The organism is Comamonas testosteroni (assembly GCF_030505195.1).
GTDB classification, from domain to species: domain Bacteria; phylum Pseudomonadota; class Gammaproteobacteria; order Burkholderiales; family Burkholderiaceae_C; genus Comamonas; species Comamonas testosteroni_G.
The window spans coordinates 1,442,229-1,458,398 of the sequence record NZ_CP129672.1; the positions used below are offsets into that span (position 1 = coordinate 1,442,229).

General features: G+C 61.9%; 17 protein-coding genes. 3 read left to right on the forward strand and 14 right to left on the reverse strand.

Features of this window, described 5'->3' with window-relative positions:
• Positions 1-140: 140 nt before the first annotated feature.
• From QYQ99_RS06630 to QYQ99_RS06640, 3 genes are all read right to left on the reverse strand, one after another.
• A complete protein-coding gene (locus QYQ99_RS06630) occupies positions 141-497 on the reverse strand; it encodes a hypothetical protein (protein ID WP_302091946.1) in 357 nt (118 codons plus the stop codon).
• 29 nt (positions 498-526) lie between these two features.
• Complete coding sequence (clpB, locus tag QYQ99_RS06635) at positions 527-3,139, reverse strand: ATP-dependent chaperone ClpB (RefSeq protein ID WP_302091947.1); 2,613 nt, start codon at positions 3,137-3,139, stop codon at positions 527-529.
• A gap of 449 nt (positions 3,140-3,588) precedes the next feature.
• Positions 3,589-4,050 carry a molybdenum cofactor biosynthesis protein MoaE gene (locus QYQ99_RS06640; RefSeq protein WP_302091948.1) on the reverse strand — a complete coding sequence of 154 codons (462 nt, stop codon included), beginning with the start codon at positions 4,048-4,050 and terminating at the stop codon, positions 3,589-3,591.
• 53 nt (positions 4,051-4,103) lie between these two features.
• On the opposite strand from QYQ99_RS06640, the gene QYQ99_RS06645 reads away from it, so the two are divergent.
• Both QYQ99_RS06645 and QYQ99_RS06650 read left to right on the forward strand, forming a co-directional pair.
• Entirely contained in the window at positions 4,104-4,358 is a 255-nt protein-coding gene (locus QYQ99_RS06645) for a hypothetical protein (RefSeq protein WP_003057869.1), read from the forward strand.
• A 3-nt stretch (positions 4,359-4,361) separates the two neighbouring features.
• Positions 4,362-4,688: a hypothetical protein gene (locus tag QYQ99_RS06650; protein WP_302091949.1), complete on the forward strand. Its 327-nt coding sequence runs from the start codon at positions 4,362-4,364 to the stop codon at positions 4,686-4,688.
• Positions 4,689-4,770: 82 nt separating this feature from the next.
• Here the strand turns inward: QYQ99_RS06650 and QYQ99_RS06655 are convergent, their stop codons facing one another.
• The 3 genes from QYQ99_RS06655 to QYQ99_RS06665 form a co-directional block, all read right to left on the reverse strand.
• Complete coding sequence (locus QYQ99_RS06655) at positions 4,771-5,358, reverse strand: hypothetical protein (RefSeq protein WP_302091950.1); 588 nt, start codon at positions 5,356-5,358, stop codon at positions 4,771-4,773.
• Complete coding sequence (locus tag QYQ99_RS06660; RefSeq protein WP_302091951.1) at positions 5,355-5,705, reverse strand: GIY-YIG nuclease family protein; 351 nt, start codon at positions 5,703-5,705, stop codon at positions 5,355-5,357. The genes QYQ99_RS06655 and QYQ99_RS06660 overlap by 4 nt, the downstream gene beginning before the upstream one ends.
• Positions 5,706-5,876: 171 nt before the next feature.
• Complete coding sequence (locus QYQ99_RS06665) at positions 5,877-6,449, reverse strand: TetR/AcrR family transcriptional regulator C-terminal ligand-binding domain-containing protein (RefSeq protein WP_437439065.1); 573 nt, start codon at positions 6,447-6,449, stop codon at positions 5,877-5,879.
• A gap of 89 nt (positions 6,450-6,538) precedes the next feature.
• Here QYQ99_RS06665 and QYQ99_RS06670 point away from each other — a divergent pair, with 89 nt between their 5' ends.
• On the forward strand, positions 6,539-7,732 hold the full coding sequence (locus tag QYQ99_RS06670) for an MFS transporter (RefSeq protein ID WP_302091953.1): 1,194 nt from the start codon (positions 6,539-6,541) through the stop codon (positions 7,730-7,732).
• Positions 7,733-7,840: 108 nt separating this feature from the next.
• On the opposite strand, the gene QYQ99_RS06675 is transcribed toward QYQ99_RS06670, so the two are convergent.
• The 8 genes from QYQ99_RS06675 to QYQ99_RS06710 all read right to left on the reverse strand — a co-directional run bounded on the left by QYQ99_RS06675 (position 7,841) and on the right by QYQ99_RS06710 (position 16,091).
• Positions 7,841-8,194 carry a recombinase family protein gene (locus QYQ99_RS06675; RefSeq protein ID WP_302091954.1) on the reverse strand — a complete coding sequence of 118 codons (354 nt, stop codon included), beginning with the start codon at positions 8,192-8,194 and terminating at the stop codon, positions 7,841-7,843.
• 126 nt (positions 8,195-8,320) lie between these two features.
• On the reverse strand, positions 8,321-8,575 hold the full coding sequence (moaD, locus tag QYQ99_RS06680) for a molybdopterin converting factor subunit 1 (RefSeq protein ID WP_302091955.1): 255 nt from the start codon (positions 8,573-8,575) through the stop codon (positions 8,321-8,323).
• Between the two features lie 11 nt (positions 8,576-8,586).
• Complete coding sequence (locus QYQ99_RS06685; protein ID WP_302091956.1) at positions 8,587-9,843, reverse strand: molybdopterin molybdotransferase MoeA; 1,257 nt, start codon at positions 9,841-9,843, stop codon at positions 8,587-8,589.
• Positions 9,844-9,857: 14 nt separating this feature from the next.
• On the reverse strand, positions 9,858-10,400 hold the full coding sequence (gene mobB / locus QYQ99_RS06690; protein ID WP_302091957.1) for a molybdopterin-guanine dinucleotide biosynthesis protein B: 543 nt from the start codon (positions 10,398-10,400) through the stop codon (positions 9,858-9,860).
• Between the two features lie 129 nt (positions 10,401-10,529).
• Positions 10,530-11,954 carry a threonine synthase gene (gene thrC, locus QYQ99_RS06695; RefSeq protein ID WP_302091958.1) on the reverse strand — a complete coding sequence of 475 codons (1,425 nt, stop codon included), beginning with the start codon at positions 11,952-11,954 and terminating at the stop codon, positions 10,530-10,532.
• Positions 11,955-12,110: 156 nt separating this feature from the next.
• Positions 12,111-13,307, reverse strand: a complete 1,197-nt coding sequence (locus QYQ99_RS06700; RefSeq protein WP_302091959.1) for a hypothetical protein — start codon at positions 13,305-13,307, stop codon at positions 12,111-12,113.
• Between the two features lie 91 nt (positions 13,308-13,398).
• Positions 13,399-14,733 carry a homoserine dehydrogenase gene (locus QYQ99_RS06705; RefSeq protein WP_302091960.1) on the reverse strand — a complete coding sequence of 445 codons (1,335 nt, stop codon included), beginning with the start codon at positions 14,731-14,733 and terminating at the stop codon, positions 13,399-13,401.
• 68 nt (positions 14,734-14,801) lie between these two features.
• Complete coding sequence (locus tag QYQ99_RS06710) at positions 14,802-16,091, reverse strand: pyridoxal phosphate-dependent aminotransferase (protein WP_302091961.1); 1,290 nt, start codon at positions 16,089-16,091, stop codon at positions 14,802-14,804.
• Positions 16,092-16,170 lie beyond the last annotated feature (79 nt).

The following is a 16,170-nucleotide window of genomic DNA, read 5'->3' on the forward strand; positions in this document are numbered from 1 at the left end:
CGCGAGACTGCGTAAACACAGCGTAAAAAAAGAGCCTGATGCAACACTGCACAGGCTCTTGTGTGTAGACCGCGAAACCAGCCTGCGGCCTTTTGTGCCTCACTGGCTCCAAAGTATGAAGCCTGAGCAAGGGCTTGTCATTACGACTCGTGCACCTCGCGCGGCTGCACATCGGTCACATCGCCGCTACCAGGCAGAACGCCGCGACGCCCGCGGGCTTCACGCCCATCCATTCTGGCGTCGGCATTGCCCGACGATTGCGCCATCCACTCGGCCCCCGATCGGTACACCGTCTGCCAGCCGGCAAAGGGGCTCATGGCACCCATGCTCATGGGCACCACGGGCTGGCCCGTGAGTCTGGCCCACAGGGCGCGCACGCCCCAGGCCAGGGCGATGAGGCAGGCCACGGCCATCAGGCACAGGAAGAACACCAGGCCCACCAGCATCAGCATGATGCGGACGGCCCAACGGGTTGCAGTGGCGGCGAAATCGTTCAAAGCAATACCTCTTTCTAGGGTTCGGGGCCTCAGGCAGTGCCTGCGGACTCGAACCGGAACACCCCGGGATCATTCACCGGGTCGACTGTCACAGCTATCGTACTCTTGGGCGGGAACTTTCCTTCGAGTAACAACTTGGACAGCGGGTTTTCAATACGCTGCTGGATGGCGCGCTTGAGCGGACGGGCACCGAACACGGGATCGAAGCCCACCTTGGCCAGCTCGGCCAGGGCTTGCTCGGACACCTGAATGCTCAGCTCCATCTTCTGCAGACGGCTTTCCAGCAACTTCAGCTGAATTCTGGCAATCGCCTCGATGTTCTTGGCATCCAGTGCATGGAAGACCACGGTTTCATCGATACGGTTCAAGAATTCGGGTCGGAAATGGTTTTTAAGTTCCCCCCAGACCGCGTCCTTCACATCATCGGCGTCCTCGCCCACCATGGCCTGTATCAGATGCGAGCCGATATTGCTGGTCATCACGATCACGGTGTTCTTGAAGTCCACCGTACGACCCTGACCATCGGTCAGGCGGCCATCGTCGAGCACCTGCAGCAGCACATTGAAGACATCGGGGTGGGCTTTTTCCACCTCGTCCAGCAGCAGCACGCTATAGGGTTTGCGACGCACGGCCTCGGTCAGATAACCGCCTTCTTCGTAGCCCACATAGCCGGGAGGCGCACCGATCAATCGTGCCACAGAGTGCTTTTCCATGAACTCACTCATGTCAACCCGCACCAGATGCTCCTCGCTATCGAAGAGGAACCCTGCCAGCGCCTTGCACAGCTCGGTCTTGCCCACGCCCGTGGGGCCCAGGAACAGGAAGGAACCCGTGGGACGGTTGGGATCGGACAGACCCGAGCGCGAGCGACGGATGGCATTGGCCACGGCGGCAATCGCCTCTTCCTGGCCCACCACACGCTCGTGCAGCTTGTCCTCCATGTGCAACAGCTTGTCTTTCTCGCCCTGCATCATCTTGGCAACGGGAATGCCCGTGGCACGGCTGACCACCTCGGCAATCTCCTCGGCCCCCACCTGTGTGCGCAGCAGCTTGTGGGCGGGCGCACCGTCCTGGCCTTTTTCCTTGGCCTGGGCTTCATGCAACTGCTTTTCGAGCGCGGGCAGTTTGCCGTACTGCAGCTCGGCCACCTTGTTGAAGTCACCCTTGCGCTTGAACTCTTCGATCTGGATACGCAGCTGATCCACCTCCTTGCGGATTTGCTCGGAGCCCAGCGCACTGGCCTTCTCGGCCTTCCAGATCTCCTCGAGGTCGGCGTACTCGCGCTCCAGGCTTTCGAGCTCTTCCTCGATCAGCTGCAGACGCTTTTGCGAAGCCTCGTCCTTTTCGCGCTTCATGGCTTCACGCTCGATCTTGAGCTGAATCATGCGGCGCTCGAGCTTGTCCATCACCTCGGGCTTGGAGTCCATCTCGATCTTGATCTTGGCCGCAGCCTCGTCGATCAGGTCGATGGCCTTGTCGGGCAGGAAGCGGTCGGTGATGTAGCGATGGCTCAGCTCTGCTGCAGCAACGATAGCGGGGTCAGTAATGTCGACGTTGTGGTGCGCCTCATACTTCACCTGCAAACCGCGCAGGATGGCGATGGTGTCTTCGACCGAAGGCTCGTCCACGATCACCTTCTGGAAACGGCGCTCCAGCGCGGCATCCTTTTCGATGTATTTGCGGTACTCGTCCAGCGTGGTCGCACCCACGCAGTGCAGCTCGCCGCGCGCCAGGGCGGGCTTGAGCATATTGCCCGCATCCATGGCGCCGTCGGCCTTGCCGGCACCCACCATGGTGTGGATTTCGTCGATGAACAGGATGACTCGCCCTTCTTCCTGGGCCAGCTCCTTGAGCACGGATTTGAGGCGTTCCTCAAAGTCACCTCGGTATTTGGCACCGGCCAGCAGGCCCGCCATGTCCAGCGACAGCACGCGCTTGTTCTGCAAACTCTCGGGCACTTCGCCGGCCACGATGCGCTGGGCCAGGCCCTCGACAATGGCGGTCTTGCCCACGCCGGGCTCGCCGATGAGCACGGGGTTGTTCTTGCTGCGCCGCTGCAGCACCTGGATGGCGCGGCGGATTTCGTCGTCGCGGCCGATCACCGGATCAAGCTTGCCGCTGCGGGCGCGCTCGGTCAGGTCCATGGTGTATTTCTTCAGCGCTTCGCGCTGGCCTTCGGCTTCTGCACTGTCCACGTTCTGCCCTCCTCGTACCGCATTGATGGCGGCTTCCAGGCTGGATTTGCTCACGCCGCTTTGCTTGAGCAAGGCCCCGGCACGCGTGGCCGAGCCTGCGGCGTCAGCCAGCGCCAGCAGGAACAACTCACTGGCGATGAACTGGTCGCCGCGCTTGAGCGCTTCTTTTTCGGTCGCCTGCAGCAGGCGGGCCAGCTCGGAGCCTACCTGCACATCGCCTTGCTGCTGCACGCGCGGCAGATCAGCCATGGCCTGCTCGGCCAGGTTCTTGAGTTGCTGCACATTGCCGCCGGCGCGCTGCAGCAGCGCACGCGGGCCGTCATCCTGGCGCAGCATGGCCACCAGAAGGTGCAAGGGGTCGATGCTGGATTGGTCGGCACCGAGCGCAAGAGACTGCGCGTCGGCCAAGGCTTCTTGGAATTTGGTCGTCAGTTTGTCAATTCGCATGGTGTGTCGCTTTCGCTCCATATCAATGTCATTGCGATTTATCTGATAGCCGTGCGGGTATTTTCAAGACCAGAGCCCGCAACAAAGCGGCAAGACGGCTTCAAGCGCGACCTTGTTTGCGCAGGATCAAACGGTGCATCTGCACGCAGGCCACACCCGAGCATGGCGCGCCCAGCCATACCGCCGTGTAGGAGCAAGCCCACAATGCACCCGACTTCGGCAAGCTGGATCAGCCGGTTCCACGCCCGTAAACGAGCGATACAGTCCATCAGAAACCATAGCTGCTACTGCTTGATAGATAAAAGACCGAAGGCGTTCATTCATAGAATTTCGTCCAGCACAGTTAGGCAACCGCCACCATCCAAGCCTGCTCACCAGGCAAGAACCAGCATTGAGAGAGCCGCCCGACAACGGGGCTCCGTCCCGCCCATGGCAAGCCGAACAGTGCCTTAACGGGTCCAGCGCGCCAGCGCCTGCTCGTCACTGATGCGAGCATCCACCCAGCGTGCGCCCTGCTCGGTCTGCTCTTTTTTCCAGAACGGCGCTTCGGACTTCAGATAATCCATGATGTATTCGCAGGCCTCGAAGGATTTGCCGCGGTGGGCGCTGGTCACGGCCACCAGCACGATCTGGTCCATGGGCTGCAGCAGGCCGATACGGTGAATCACGCGCGCCCCATAGATACCAAAGCGCGTCACGGCCTTGTCGATGATGGCCTCGATCGACTTCTCGGTCATGCCGGGGTAATGCTCAAGCTCCATGCTGGAGACGGCATCGCCCTCGTTGCAGTCGCGCACCGTGCCGACAAAGCTGCAGACCGCGCCCACGCGTGCATCGCCGGCGCGCAGGGCGGCAATCTCGGCCGAGAGGTCAAAGTCCTGGGTCTGAATGGATACACGTGCTGCAGTCATGCCTGCATTGTCGCAGGCCAGCATGGGCATGTCTGGCGCATTAGCATTGCGCCATGGCCACACAAACCATCAATTTGCCAGAGTACACGCTGTACCCCTCTCCGCGCAATGAGCACCGGATGATTTTCGAGTTCCAGCTCTTTGTGCCCTATCCCTATGAGCTGATCCACCTGCCCGACTACAACTTCAAGGGCAAGGCCACGCTGTTTGCCGCCCACCGCAAGCGCGACAACAAATCGGGTCAGCTCATCACCTGCGAGCTGGCCGTGGACATCGAGCGTTTCGAGCGCCTGTTCGAGCCGAGCTAAGCCATGGACGACACCAGCCAGATTCAGCCGCCGCCCAGCTTTGCCGAGCTGTTTCGCACGCGCAGCGGCAAGCTGTCCGCCCCGATTGCCGAGGTCGTCGCACGCTACGAGCTGTGCGAAGACCTGGCAAGCCATCTGACCGAGCAGGCACAGACGCTCTATCACTCGGGAAACTCCTCCGAAGAGCAGGTGCTGCTGGGCATGCATGCGGGCCTGGCTGCGGAGGGCTCGGTCGTCACGGCGCTTGAAGCGGTCTGGATCGTTCAGCGCCTGGCCGAGCTGCTGGAATGGCGTGCACCGCAGTTCCCCATTCCAGCAGACCCGGCCTGAAAACCTGGACAGAACCGATTTTCAGCGCTGTCAGAGCAGCATTATTCGGCCCAATTTCAGGAGCCTGCCGCTCTGGAGCAGATCAGAAGGCCCCGGCAGGCGCATGCAGCCGCTGCCAGGCCAAGGCCCGCCAGCCAGGCGTTCCATAGCCAGCGACCAGATCTCGCCCTATGGCGGCCCAGGCCGGGTCGGCCGCGCTCAAGCCCAAGGCCTCGATGAACGGCGCTTGCACGATGAAGCACTGGCGCCGATAAGGCAGCAAAAAACCATCCACCTGCTGTGCGAGCACACTGCGCGCCTGTGCGTACTCGCTGAACCAGATGTGCAAAAGAATGCCGCTACGCGGCGCATGCCAGAAGCTGCCCATGTCATCACCGGCAGCCGCCAGCGCTCCCAGCACCAGACGCGCCTGCTCCCAGCCGGCAAAGCCGACCTCGCGCGCCGCCTGATGCAAGTGGTCGCGCAATGAGGCCGAGCCCGCAGAACCCTCGCGCCGCGCGCGGCTCAAGCGCACGCGGGCACGCACCTTGATCTCGTCGACCAGGGCCTGCGGCGACAGGAATCCTGAAACAGAACTGGCCCCCATGGCCGGACCCGACGGGTCAATGGCTACAGCGCCATCGGGCAGTGCTTGGCCTGCGCTCATGGCATTCACGGCTTCGCGGCTCATGGCTGCACCCCTTGCAGCTCTTGTTGCCACAGGGACAGCAGAGCCTGAAGTTCGGCGTCATAGTCGAACAAGGGATCCTCGCGCTCCTTCACGCGGTCCAGTACCTCAAAACGAAATGCCTGCGCGCCATGGCGCGCCCAGGCCTGGGCCAGGGCCACATCGCGCCGGGAGCCATTGCTCAGCTCGAACCGCAGGCGGTTGAGTATTGCGTCCACATTGCGGCTGGCACCCAGGCGCAACAGGTCGGCGGCATCGCAGCGCACCGCGTAGATGCCCATGGCGGGAAACGCCTGTTTGTAGTCCCGCGTCAGCGCGCGCCGCGCCTGGGGATGAAGAGATGAAGTCATGACAGTGCTCCAGGTTGCATCGGAGCCTCCCGCGCAGGGCCCGTAAAACAACCATGGTCTGACAGAACATCGACATCGAGCGTGAACACGCCGCCTAAAGCAAGGGTGAGAGCCTCTTGTGCGGGCAGGCGCCCCTTTGCACCTGTGAGCCGCGATTCTAGAGCAAGAGCCTCAGAGCAGTGCAGGTTTCAGTTGCTCGACCAGCTTGCGTCCGAAAGCCACATCGGGCTGCAGACCGTAAAGAATGCGATAGACGATGGGTGCCACCAACTGGTCCAGCATGGTGTCCACATCGGGACCCGACTCGCCACGCGCCCGGGCCCGGCTGAGCACTATGCCAAGCTGGTCGCGGATGATGTCCACGCAGGCGCAGGTCACCTGGTCTTCCTGGGTCGCCACCAAGGTATCGCGCAGCAAGGTGCGCCCCAGGGGCGAACCCATTTCCTCGATGTATTGCTCGGTCCAGGCCTGCAGATCGCCATGCAGGCTGCCCGTGTCCGCAGGCTCGGCAATGGGACGGATGCGCTCCAGTGCCACATCGGCCAGCAACTGCGGCAGATCGCCCCAGCGGCGGTACAGCGTGGAAGGAGTCACTCCGGCTTCGGTGGCGATCAGGGGGAAGGTGAGCTCCTCGCGCGGCATGCGCTCCAGCAGTTTCCTCACCGCCTGATGCACGCTGGCCTGTACACGGGAGCTGCGCCCGCCCGGCCGGGATTGGACTGGGTCTTTTGCAATCATGGTCATTAAAGCTAAATATTTGCGTTAGTGAGAAACTAACGCAGAATACGCAAACGCAAAAAATTTGCTTTTATGGTAGCGGAGCCTGCTTTTCCATGCCCACATCCTCTATATCCCTGACTGCCGCGTCCACCACCCGCAGCATGGCCGCCGTCGCGCTGACCCTGGCCAGTTTTCTGGCCGCCTCCAGCGCTCCAACGCCCTTGTATCGGCTCTACCAGCAGGCCTGGGGCTTTTCTTCGGGCATGCTGACCCTGATCTTTGCGGTCTATGCCTTCAGTCTGCTCGTCGCCCTGCTCACCATGGGCGCACTGTCCGATTACCTGGGCCGGCGCCCCGTCATTCTTGCCGCCCTGGGACTGGAGGCAATCTCCATGCTGATGTTCGCCCATGCACAGGATGCGCAAGCCTTGCTCTGGTCGCGCGTGGTGCAGGGCTTTGCCACCGGCATGGCCAGCGCAGCCCTGGGCGCGACCCTGCTCGATCTGGACCGCGAACGCGGTGCGCTGATCAATACGCTGTCTCCCATGCTGGGTATGGCAGCCGGCGTGTTCGGCGCCAACCAACTGGCAAGCCACGGTCACGACGGGCTGCACCAGATCTACTGGTGGCTGCTGCTGGTATTTGCGGCATCGGCCTGGGCCATTGCAGTGATGCCTGAAACCGTCAGCCGCCGCAGCGGAGCTGCGGCCTCCATGCGCCCTCGCATCCGCCTTCCCCCGCATATCCGCCCGGCGTTCATGCGCATGGCACCGCTGGATATTGCCGCCTGGGCGCTGGCAGGCTTTTATCTCTCGCTAGGCCCAACCCTGCTGCGCGTGATCACCGGCTCCACCCTGATGGCAGGCCTGGCAGTGTGCATCAACACTCTGAGCGCCGCAGCGGCCATCTGGCTGCTTCGCCACTGGACGGCCCAGCGCATGCTGCGCTTTGGTGGTTCGATTCTGCCGCTGGGCATTGTGATTTTGCTGCTGGGCGTGGCCAGCCACAGCCTGACGCTGATGGTGGCCGCCTCCATCATTGCCGGTGCGGGCTTTGGCGTGGGCTTTCAAGGGGCACTGCGCAGCGTGCTGCCACTGGCCGAGCCGCATGAACGCGGCGGCCTGCTGTCCACCATCTATGTGCTGAGCTATCTGGCCTTCAGCCTGCCGGCCATTGCGGCAGGCCTGCTGACCCAGAGCCTGGGGCTGGTGCCCACCACCTATGGCTATGGTCTGATGCTGATTGTGCTGGGCTTGCTGGCACTGGCTGCTACAAGGCAGAAAGCGGTCACCCTGCATGGCGCATAAGATGTGCGCTGCGGCTTTGCTCTGTATTGCCTGAATCATTCTCACCCGACCTTCATCAAAAAGCCGTGCAGCTGACGCAGCACGGCTTTTGGGGTCGGCATCACGGCCTCAGGCCTGGATCGGCTCCGAAGCCTTCCAGTGCGCATAGCGGTTCAGAATGCGCTGCACCTGGCCATGGGTCCACTCGCCACCCTTGGCGGCCGCAATGCCCCGCGCATTGAGTTCGGCCGCCATGGCGCGGTGGGTCAGACCTTGCTGCTGCAATTCGGCGAACAGCGCTTCGTGCTGCCTGGCAAAGGCATCGGCCGCCGATTTGCGTTTTTCCACCGTGGCGCGGATATTGGCCGCACCGGCCGTGCCCAGCTTGACTCCGCGCTCGCGCGCTTCAGCCAGAGCCTTGCGGGTGCGGGCACTGATCTCGGGGTTGACTTCGGGAGTGGACAAATCGGCGGTTTCGCTCATGGCATTAGAGATGGGTATATGACTCAGGGACTGACCCCGCAACCATTGCGGGGACAGCACAGCAGCGGTGTGCGAGGCAACAAGCGGCAAAGCTCCTGGAGCCGCCGCCACGCGCTCAAGGGCTGATCAGCCGCCCGTCACAGGCGGGAAGAACGCCACTTCATCGCCATTGCTGAGCACGGCATCGGCATCGCAGATATCCTGGTTCAGCGCCATGCGCACGGCCTTGCCGGCAGCCAGCACCTGGGCAGCCGCATCGCTGCGGCTCATCAGTTGCTCGCGCAATGCTCCCACGGTGGCAGCCGGGGTCTGCAGGCTTTCGCTGCCCGTACCCAAGGCTTCCCGGATAGAGGCGAAATATCGAATCGTAACGGTCTTCATCTCCAACTCCATCAGGCCATGAGTTCGGCAAACGGGATAAAGCGCACGCTGTCTCCCATGGCAATCGTGGTGCCGGCAGGGTTGTCCACCACGCCGTCGCCCCAGGCCGTGGAAGTCAGCACGCCCGAGCTCTGGTTTCTGAACAGCTCCAGCCCGCCACGCTCGTTGTAGCGCACCCGCAGAAACTCTCTGCGCTTGTCGCCCTTTGGCCACTCGAAATCGGCGCGCGCATCGATGGCACGCGGCAGCACATGCTGCACGCCTTGCAGACGCAGCAAAAAGGGGCGCACCAGCACCTGGAAGGTGACAAAGCTGGAGACCGGATTGCCCGGCAGCCCGATGAAGTGTGCAAAGCCTGTGCCGGACTCGCGATTGACGCGGCCATACGCAAAAGGCTTGCCGGGCTTGATGTTGATCTGCCAGAGATCCAGCTGCCCCAACTCCTGAACCGCGGGCTTGATATGGTCTTCCTCGCCCACGGAGACGCCGCCGCTGGTGACGATCACATCGTGGTCCATGGCGGCATCGGCCAACGCTGCAATCGTGGCCTCGCGGTCGTCGGGCACTATGCCCAGATCCGTCACCTCGCAGCCCATGCGCAACAGCAATGCACGCAGGAAGAAGCGGTTGCTGTTGTAGATGCTGCCAGCTGGCATGTCCTGCGGTGCCACGGTGCCGGGCATGACCAGTTCATCGCCGGTGGAGAACAGGGCCACTCGCGGCTTGCGTGCCACCTGCAGGCTGGCGAAACCCATGCTGGCAGCCAGACCAAGATGGGCCGGCGTGAGGCGGGTGCCGCCCTCGATCACGGTCGCTCCCTGCGTGATGTCCTCGCCCGCGCGGCGAATCCACTGACCGAGCCGTGGCTCGACCTTGATGCGCACGCGGCCGTCATCGAGCAATTCGCAGTCCTCCTGCATGACGATGGCATCGGCCCCGGCAGGCACGGGCGCGCCCGTGAAAATCCGGGCGACGGTGCCAGCGGCCAGTGCCTCGGGCGAGGTGCCGGCAGGGATGCGCTGCGACACCGGCAGTACCGCCGTGCCGCCCGCACATTCGGCGGCGCGCACGGCATAGCCATCCATGGCCGAATTGTCCTGGGGCGGCACTTGCAGCGGCGAGACGGCGGCCTGCAGCAGCACGCGGCCATCGGCATCAAAGGTGTCCACCATCTGCATGCCGGCCTGGGGCCGGGCATGGGCCAGCAGCTCCTGCAGGGCTTCATCCAGAGGTTTGAGCGGCTTGCGAGGCGTCTGTGGTGCTTGCATTGCTGTGTCTTTCCTTAGTTCTTGTATTGCAGAGAATCCGAATGAGCCAGCAGCCATTGCAGCACCAACTGTGGCTGGTTCAGATCCAGCACGGGCTGCAGAGGCGCTTGCGGCAGGTCATGGGCAGCGTCGGTGGCCACGGCCAGCACCCGAGGGTCATGCGGAAACAGAGGCTCCAGGCTTTTGCCTCTATTGAGCCTGTCCTGCTGCTGCCGCCAGACCTCTATCTTGGGCAACTCGCCATGCTTGAAGCCTTCAACCAGCACCCAGTCCACGCTGGGGTCCAGCTGCGCCAGCATATGGTGCACGCTCAGCGGTACAGGCTGCTCGTATTCGCGCATCAGCGCCAGGCGCCTATCGGAGGCGAGCAGCACTTCATAAGCGCCAGCCTTGCGATGACGCCAGCTGTCCTTGCCCTCTTGGTCCACATCAAAGTCATGGTGGGCATGCTTGATGACCGAGACCCTGAGGCCGCGCTGCTTCATCAGCATCACCAGCGCCTCGACCAGGCCGGTCTTGCCCGCGCCCGAATATCCGGCAAAGCCTATGACCTTCATCTTGATTTCAATATATTTTTGATAGCTACCAATGCTCTACGGGAAAGCGCAGAACACCAATTTTATTCAAAGAAAAAAAGCACCTGTCGCCAAGCCACAGGTGCTTTTCAAGCTTAGCGCCGCAGGACTTTATCTGCAGTTTGCGGCGATAAAGGCCTTGACCTTGTCCACGTCGGAAGCCATGACGACCACGCGCTTGGGCAGGTCTTCGATGCCGTTGAACTTGACGGGACGGTCGGGCTGGCGGCCCAGCGCCTCTTCGATCGTCGCGGCAAACTTGATGGGCAAAGCGGTTTCCAGCACCAGCATGGGCTCGGCGCCCAGATGCTCGCGCGCCACCTTCACACCGTCGGCGGTATGGGTGTCGATCATCTGATCAAAGCGCTCGAAGGTGTCCTTGATGGTGGCCAGTCGGTCGGCGTGGGTGCTCTTGCCGCTCACAAAACCGTACTTGCCGGCCGCATCCTTGAAGGCGGGGTCAGTGCTCAGATCGAACTTGCCCGCCTTGGCCACGCCTTCAGCGAACAGTTGCCTGGTGCGCACGCCGTCACGCCCAACCAGGTCGAACACAAAGCGCTCGAAATTGCTGGCCTTGGAGATGTCCATCGAGGGGCTCGATGTCTCGTAGGTGTTGGCCGAGCCACGCACCTGGTAGATGCCGGTGCGGAAGAACTCGTCCAGCACATCGTTTTCGTTGGTGGCAACCACCAGCTTGGCAATCGGCAGACCCATCTGGCGTGCCACATGGCCTGCGCAGATATTGCCGAAGTTGCCCGAAGGCACGGTGAAGCTCACCTGCTGGTCGTTGGAGCGGGTGGCTTGCAGATAGCCGGCAAAGTAGTAGACCACCTGGGCCAGCAGACGCGCCCAGTTGATGGAGTTGACCGTGCCGATCTTGTACTGGGCCTTGAAGGCGTGGTCGTTGGAGACGGCCTTGACGATGTCCTGGCAGTCGTCGAACACGCCTTCGATGGCGATGTTGTGGATGTTCTCGTCCTGCAGGCTGAACATCTGCGCCTGCTGGAAGGGGCTCATGCGGCCGTGGGGGCTGGTCATGAAGACGCGCACGCCCTTTTTGCCGCGCATGGCGTACTCGGCCGCGCTGCCGGTGTCCCCGCTGGTGGCACCCAGAATATTGAGCTCCTCGTTGCGGCGGGCCAGTTCGTACTCGAACAGATTGCCCAGCAGCTGCATGGCCATGTCCTTGAAGGCCAGCGTGGGGCCGTTGGACAGGGCTTCGATGTGCAGCACACCGTCCAGTTGGCGCACGGGCACAATGGCGTCGCTGCCAAAGACTTCCTTGGTATAGGTCTTGGCACACAGGGCGCGCAGATCTTCGGCGGGAATGTCGTCGATATAGAGCGACAGAATCTCGAAGGCCAGCGCTGCATAGCCCTGGGTGGCCAGTGTCTCGCGCAGCTGAGTCAGCTTGGCATCGTCGATCTGGGGGTACTCGACGGGCAGATACAGGCCGCCATCGGGAGCCAGACCGGCCAGCAAAATATCGCAAAAACGCTTGCGGTCAGCATGGCCGCGGGTGGACAGATACAGCATCTCAAACTCGCCAAAAACTAAAATTCGGAACGGGCAGCCAAACGAACAGAAGTCATGCCGCCAAGCTGACCATTATCGGTCAGCAAGCCCGATCTGACTGTGCGCGAATGCAGAGACCGGCCAACGCCATTGCCTCATATCGCGCTGAACGGGGACTCAGGGCTGGAAATAGCGCTGCGCCCCCGGCTTGATATAGGGCTTCAGCTCCTTGAACGGGACACTGACGCCGCTGCCAAGGCACACTCCCATGGCATGACCTATGCCGGAGATCACAAAACTCATCTTGTCGGGCTTGTCGAACATCAGCGCCATGTACTGAGGCAGGAGCTCGGTGCACTCCTTGTCATCCTCGGAATACCGGCTCACTGCCTTGCTCAGAAAACGCGACAGCCGATCACCGTATTCCAGCGTGTACTCGCCATATTTCACGTCCTTGAGCAGGCGGGTGAAGTCCATATAGCCACCCCGCAGCAAATCCAGCACAAAGGGGTCGTAATGATTGTTGGGGTGCGCGCCGCCGCAACCGGTTGAACCGGACTCCACCACACTCATCAAGGCGCTTGAGAGGTACGTCACCTTGATCGACTCGTTATTGAAGTCCCCCAGTGAGCCTGCCGCCGGGCCAGCGTTCTGGTAGATCGAGCCCACACAGGCCAGCGCCTCCAGGCTCATGCCCCAGTGGCGCTGCTCCAGAACGGTATTGGTCTGCGCCAGAATTTTGGTATTCGGATGACGCGTGAGGCGCGGATACCAGAACTGGGTACGCGCATCGCGCACCGGCCTCCAGGCCAGAGTGGGGCTGACCACCACTTCCTTGCCCTGCTCCAGCTTTTGCTCGGCGACTTTCAGATAGTCGTAGGGCGTGGCCTGTGCCGAGATGGCAACGCCCGATGCAATACCGCTGCCCGCACCTTGCACAATCGCCAACGTCACGGCCTCCACACCGAATGGCGCTATCTTTTCAGGGTCGTACTGCGCAATATGGGTAAGGGCTAGCGGCAGTTTTTTGCCATGAATATCATCGACCCATTCACCTGCCAAAGCAGTGCCTTGCTGGCGCAGCTGCCAAACGATGCGGCGCTGTTGGGAGTCGGTCAACACGGGAGGCTCGCCACCGCTTTCACGCGCCCAGTCGTTATTCAAAGGACGTGCCTCAGACAGCGCATTCAGCGCGCCCCGGAGCGGAATATCCACTCCATGCCGCAGATAGAAATAGCGCCCCTGGCGTTCACCATCCTCACCCGGCTTGCCCAGCTCCATCACCACCGCCGAGCCGCCCAGCGTGCCACGATAGACGTCGACGGGCGCCGCTTGCGCACCCGCTGCCACCCAAAGCAAAAAGGCTGGCGCCATAGGGCACCAGCCTTTGAAGGAGTTTGCAATACCAACACCGCACGAAACAGGGAATAAACCGGTTTGAGTGCGACGGTACATGCTCAAGCCCTTAGTTCAGCTCTTCCTTGCGGATGCGGGTGATGGGAGCCAGCACCGTGGGCAGAGCCTGGATTTCGGCCAGGGCCTTGTCCATATCCCCTTCACGCGTGTCGTGCGTGAGGATGATCAGGTCGGTCTGGGTCGAGCCTTCACCGCCCACTTCGTCGGCTTCGCGCTGCAGCACTGCATCGATGCTGATGCCGGCACCTGCCAGCAAGCCGGTGATCTTGGCCAGCACTCCGGCTTCATCGGCCACGCGGATGCGCAGGTAGTAGCTGGTCACGACCTCGGCCATGGGCAGCACGGGCAGCACGTTGCCAGCGGCAGCCAGGGTGCTGCTCTGGAAGGCCAGGGCAGGTACACGGTGGGCAGGGTCGGAGCCGTCCATGCGGGCGATATCCACCAGGTCAGCCACCACGGCAGAAGCGGTGGGCTCGGACCCGGCACCCTTGCCGTAGTACAGCGTGGTGCCCACGGCATCGCCGTTCACCACCACGGCGTTCATCGCGCCTTCCACATTAGCAATCAGACGCTTGGAAGGCACCAGCGAGGGGTGCACGCGCAGCTCGATGCCCTTGTCCGTGCGCTTGGTGATGCCCAGCAGCTTGATGCGGTAGCCCAGCTGTTCGGCGTAACGGATATCGGCACCTGCCAGCTTGGTGATGCCTTCCACATAGGCCTTGTCGAACTGCACGGGAATGCCGAAGGCAATCGCGCTCATCAGCGTGGCCTTGTGGGCTGCATCCACACCCTCGATATCGAAGGTGGGGTCAGCTTCGGCATAGCCCAGACGCTGCGCTTCCTTGAGCACCACGTCGAAGTCCAGGCCCTTGTCCCGCATTTCGGACAGGATGAAGTTGGTCGTGCCGTTGATGATGCCGGCCACCCACTGGATGGAGTTGGCGGTCAGGCCTTCGCGCAAGGCCTTGATGATGGGAATGCCACCGGCCACGGCGGCTTCATAAGCAACCATCACGCCCTTCTCGGACGCTGCCTTGAAGATTTCCGTGCCGTGCACGGCCAGCAAGGCCTTGTTGGCGGTCACCACATGCTTACCGGCCGCGATGGCTTCCAGCACCAGGGCCTTGGCAATGCCGTAGCCGCCGATCAGCTCGACCACCACATCGATATCGGGGTTGGCGATGACTTCACGTGCATCGCCGACCACCTTGACCTTGTCACCCACCACGCTCTTGGCGCGTTCGGTATCCAAGTCGGCGACCATGGTAATTTCAATGCCACGACCCGCACGACGGCGAATCTCGTCTTGATTGCGTTCCAGCACATTGAAAGTACCGCTGCCTACGGTGCCAATGCCCAACAGGCCTACTTGGATGGGTTTCATAAGTTCTAAGGTCAAAAAAGCGCTGAAGCGCTTGAAAATCAAGCGCCATCAGCTATCAAAAAGATGTGTTACGCGGCTTTCTCAGCCTTGGCAGGCTTGAGTGCCTTTTCAGCCGGCACGGCCTTGGGCTTGTCCGTGCCATGGCGCTTGCGGTACTTCTCGAGGAAGGCGGCCAGCCGGTTGATGGCCTCGCGCAGATCGGCCTCATGCGGCAGGAAGACGATGCGGAAGTGATCAGGCTCGGGCCAGTTGAAGCCCGTGCCCTGCACCAGCATGACCTTGGTTTCCTGCAGCACTTCGAGGAAGAATTCCTGATCGTCCTGGATAGGGTAGACGGCCGGATCAAGGCGCGGGAACATGTACAGCGCCCCCTGGGGCTTGACGCAGCTCACGCCGGGAATGGCGTTGATCAGCTCCCAGGCCAGATCGCGCTGCACGCGCAGGCGTCCGCCCTCCTGCACCAGGGCATCGATGCTCTGGTGACCGCCCAGTGCCGTCTGCACCGCCCATTGGCCGGGCACATTGGCACACAGGCGCATATTGGAGAGCATGTTCAGGCCCTCGATGTAATCCTTGGCGGGCTTCTTGTCGCCCGAGATCACCATCCATCCGGCACGGTAGCCGCAGGAGCGGTAGGCCTTGGAGAGGGAATTGAAGGTGATGGTCAGCACATCGATGGACAGGCTGCCCAGCGGCGTGTGCTTGGCATCCTCGTACAGCACCTTGTCGTAGACCTCATCCGCGAAGATGACCAGTCCATGCTCGCGCGCCAGCTCCACGATCTGCAGCAGCAGCTCCCTGGAATACAGCGCACCCGTGGGGTTGTTGGGGTTGATGACGACGATGCCCTTGGTGCGCGGCGTGATCTTGGCGCGGATGTCGTCCATATTGGGCATCCAGCCATTGGACTCGTCGCACATGTAATGCACGGGCGTACCGCCAGACAGGCTGGTGGCAGCCGTCCACAGCGGATAGTCGGGCGCAGGCAGCAGCATCTCGTCGCCGTTGTCCAGCAACGCATTGGTTGCAAGGCTGATCAGCTCCGAGGCACCGTTGCCCAGATAGATATCGTCCAGCGTCACGCCCCTGATGCCCTGGCGCTGGGTTTCGTGCATCACGGCCTTGCGCGCCGCGAAGATGCCCTTGCTGTCGGAGTAACCGGCCGAGTTGGGCAGGTTGCGGATCATGTCCTGCTGCACTTCCTCGGGAGCATCGAAGCCGAACACGGCCAGATTGCCGATATTGAGCTTGATGATCTTCTGGCCGTCGTCCTCCATCTTCTTCGCCGCGTCCATGATCGGCCCGCGGATGTCGTAACAGACGTTTGCTAACTTGGCGGATTTTTGAACGGTTTTCATGCGAATCAATACAAAAGGATTTCAGGCACGCCAGGGCGCATTAAGTGCCATGGTGAAACCTATAATTTAAGCACAGTTC